The sequence below is a fragment of the Bradyrhizobium sp. genome, assembly GCF_016462955.1.
Classification (GTDB): domain Bacteria; phylum Pseudomonadota; class Alphaproteobacteria; order Rhizobiales; family Xanthobacteraceae; genus Bradyrhizobium.
The window spans coordinates 5,258-9,141 of the sequence record NZ_JAEMSD010000274.1 but is presented as its reverse complement, the minus strand read 5'-3'; the positions used below and the strand labels follow the sequence as shown (position 1 = coordinate 9,141).

Here is a 3,884-nt window from a genome sequence, read left to right as displayed (position 1 = left end):
GGCCGCCGCCCGGCCGGAGGAGACATTCATTGCGCCGCCGCGACTGCCGCGGTTGCCAGCGCCCCCACCGGCCCGGTTCGCAGCCTTGGCACGGTCGCCGCCGCCTTTGGCGCGATCACCGCCGCCCTTGGCGCGGTCAGCGGCGCCAGCACGATCACCGCCACCGGGGCGATCCCGCGTTCCTGCGCCCGGACGATCGCCAGTACCCGGACGATCTCCACGATTGCCGGCGCGATCACCGGCGTCGCCGCGATCACCGGCCCGATCGCCCGCGCGATCTCCCGGGCCGCCCTGATTGGGACGCAGCACCTGGTTGCCGTCACGCCCGCGGAAATCCATGCGGTCCGAGGCCCCCGCACGGACGTTGTTGTTGCCGAAGCGCTGCTGGACGTTGGTGTTGTTGTAGCGCACGCCCTGACGATGCGCCGGATTGTGCTGCCAGCCGGTGTTGATGTTGGTGTTGCGATGATTGACGTAGACGTTGCGATTGCCCCAGTTGCAGCCGCCGCCCCAGTAATTACCCCAGCGTCCGATCGCCCAGGCCGTGCCGAAGGCGATACCGGCTGCGACCACGCCGGCGCCGATATAGGAGGGATAGCCCCAATAATACGGCGGATATTCCGCATAAGGCCACGTGCCGTAGACGGTGGCGGGATCGTAATAGGGTACGTACATCGTCGAAGGGTCGGCCTGCTGAATCACGATGGCCTGCTTGCCTTCCTGGCTCTGCACGCTGACCTTCTGCTGCTTGGTGGTGACGAGCTTCTTGTTGTCGTAGGCCTTGCTGCGCAGACGCTGGATCGCATCCATCACGTCGGGCTGCTGGGCGAGAAAGGCGTCGCCAAGCTTCTGGGTCCATTCGAGCTTGTCGCTCATCATGGTCAGGACATCGGCCGTGCTGGCGAGCGCCTTGACGCTGTCGTCCCAGCCCTGCTTGTCGACCTCGGTCTTGAGCGCATCGCCCCTCAGGGTCTTGCGCTCCTTCAAAAAGCGGTCAGCCTGAACCACCTCGAGCGGATAGGTCGAGGCGGCCAAGACATTGGCCAGCAGTTCGTCGGGATAGAGCGCGATCGGCGCGACCAGCGCTTCGAGCTGCGCCGGCTTCAAGAGCTCGGCAGTCGGAGCCGGTGGAGTCGCGGACTGCGTCTGAGTGCCCGGGCTCGCTGGCGCGGCGGTCTGCGCCGTCGACGCGACGGGAAGCGCCAACATCAACGCAAGCGCCATCAGGGTCGTCTTGCCGCAGCGAAACATCACACCCTCCATCGGACTTTGCATCGGCGAGAATCCGGCCGGCACGAGCGGGTTTGTTGATCGAGATCAAGGAACGGCAGCTTCGCCCGATTGTTGCGGCGCGAGAGTGCAGGATCGGAAGTGATGTCGGCCGCTATCCGATGATCGGATACCTGATCGTAAAAAGCGCGCCGCCCGACGGCTGGTTCTCGGCAACGATCGTTCCGTGATGGGCCTCGACAATGGTCTTGACGATGGCAAGTCCCATCCCCATGCCCTGCGGCTTGGTCGTGAAAAACGGCTTGAAGACGTTGGCAAGGTCGCCAGGCGCAATCCCGGAACCGGTATCGGCGATCCTGATCTCGGCCTGATTGCCCACGCGAGATGTCGAGACACTCACCTCGCGCTTCTGCGTGTCGGCATCGGAAACCGCATCCATCGCGTTGATGATCACGTTGAGCACAACCTGCTGGAGCTGTACGGGATCACCCTTGACGCGAAGATCGCTCAGGATGGGCATATAGATCAAGATTGTGCGCCGCCCGTGGGCGACCGCGGCCACGAGGTCGATCGCTTCTCGTACCGTGTTGTTCAGTTCGATGTCCTTGATCTCGAACGGCGACTTCCTCAGGACACTGCGCAGCCGGCGGATCACCTCGCTCGCCCGCTGGTCGTCACGTCGGATGTCAGCCAGGATCAGACGGATCTCGTCGATGTCGGGCGAAGCGCCGCTGAGCATGAGCTCGGCCGTCTCGGTGTTGGTCAGGATCGATCCCAGCGGCTGATTGAGCTCATGCGCGATCGAGGTCGTCAGTTCGCCGACGGCCGAATAACGGTTGGCGTGAGCCAGCTCTGCCAGACGCTGGCGCGATTCGACTTCGGCGACCCGGCGGCGTCGACGCTCATGGAGCAAGCCGCTGATCAGGCCGGCCTGCACCAGAATGATCGCGGCGATCAGCAATATCTCCCGGCGGTAGATCTCCCACATCGTCGGCGTCCGAAATACGACTTCACTGTTGGCAGGCAGAGTACTTTCGCTGATGCCCCAGCGCTGCAATTCGCGCCAATCGTATCGCGGCGGTCCGAACTCGATCGTTTCGTATTTGATGCTGGCCGGCTTTTCGCCGCCAAGGATGCGCATGACGGCATCGACGGTCCTCCGGCTGGTCTCGCCGGTCAATTGCATCGGGCCACCGATGGTGCCGTCACCGAAGAAGGCCTCCTGATAGGAAAAGATCGGGGCGTTGGCGACCGCGCGCAGCCTGCGCAGCGCAAGGTCGCCTTCGTGAACAATGCCGGTTGCATCGACCGACATCAGGCCCCAGAACAGCACGGTATCGGACGGAAGGTTCGCGGCGCGCTTGAGGATCTCCTCGAACGGCAGGTCCGAATACCAGACGAGCTCGACGCGATCGCCCAGTGGCTTCAGCTCCCGCTTCACCTCGTCGATCCAGAATTTCTCCAGCGGCGAGGCGCCGATCACCATGCCTACGGACTTTGTGTCCAGCCTCAGCCGCAGAATATTGTTGAACGCAGCCATGAAATCATTGCGGACCGCGACGACGACGTCGTTGTCAGTAAGATCGTCCCACTTCACCAGCCGCTGCTCGACCACGGTCAGCACCATGGGCGTATCAGGGAAGAGTTTTGCGCGGTACCGCTGCACGAACCGCGCGGCCGGCGCGCCGATACTCAGCACGACGTCAGGCGGCGCACCCTGATAGAGCGAGTCCAGGTAGTCCACGAAGGGCGCTTCCGGGCCCGGATTGTTGAAGCGTGCGGAGAGCAAGTTGTGCTCCTGGATATCGAGCGGCCAAGGCGATTGGCGCTCGAGCTCCGTCTTGATGCTCCGCGCATATTCGCTCCAGGGCAGGAATCCGCGGCCGAAGGAATGCAGCATCAGCACGCGCTTGAGCTCCCCGCGCGGGCCGCGCTCGACCGCATCAGCGGGGCCGGAAAGGATGCAGGCGGCGAGCAACAAGACAACGCCCGGCCCCGCGACCGCAACCGGCCGCGGCTTCACCGACGCAATGAACATGCGCCCGCTCATCCTCGTCCCCCGACGGCTCTCTTCGACCGCTTCGAGGCGCAATTCTAGCGGGCTCCGCGCCATTGTGACAGCCCTGAGGACGTCGTTAGGGGCCGTTAATGACCGCTCAGCACCAGCGTCTGGATGGGCAGTAGCAGCGCCTGGATGCGTAGCAGCAGCGCGTGGACCAGACCGACGCCGTCGACGACGTGCAGCGCGATCTTTCGGCCGGTCGGCGTGTCCTTGGCAGCGATCTCCTCGTGATTGCTGGTATAGGCGTTGACGATACAGCTTGACCCCGGCGTCACGCCCTCGAGGCCCCCCTTGTAGAGCGGCTCCAGAAACACCAGAATGGTGCCGGGCCGCACCGCGTTCTGCGCCTCGAGCAGCTGCTCGCCGGAACGGAACTGGCCGGCCGCGATGTAGTCCTGCACCGTCGTGATCACCATCGGAATGATGACCCACGGCTTCGAGATGCAGGTCGCCTCCGCCACCATCCCGGTCTTCATCACCTGCGCCTCGATCTGACCGAAGCCAGCCTGAAGGACGGATCGGCCGGCTTCCGCCGGAATCAGGATGCCCGCCGGCCGCATCAACTGGTTGACGACGTCGCCTGGACGGACAA

Annotated in this window: 2 protein-coding genes and 1 pseudogene; all 3 read right to left on the bottom strand. The window is 64.1% G+C overall.

Annotation, left to right across the window (positions count from 1 at the left end; translation table 11 throughout):
* On the bottom strand, nt 1-1,251 hold a 1,251-nt coding region (locus JHD07_RS24345), incomplete at its 3' end, for a DUF3300 domain-containing protein (RefSeq protein ID WP_291626674.1).
* 133 nt (nt 1,252-1,384) lie between these two features.
* Complete coding sequence (locus JHD07_RS24340; RefSeq protein ID WP_291626671.1) at nt 1,385-3,268, bottom strand: HAMP domain-containing sensor histidine kinase; 1,884 nt, start codon at nt 3,266-3,268, stop codon at nt 1,385-1,387.
* Between the two features lie 107 nt (nt 3,269-3,375).
* Nucleotides 3,376-3,884, bottom strand: a pseudogene (locus JHD07_RS24335) (HlyD family secretion protein); the annotation flags it as partial.

Bases quoted from the DNA above. Each gene is read 5' to 3' on its own strand.
- JHD07_RS24340 (WP_291626671.1), bottom strand. From the start codon at position 3,268: ATGTTCATTGCGTCGGTGAAGCCGCGGCCGGTTGCGGTCGCGGGGCCG.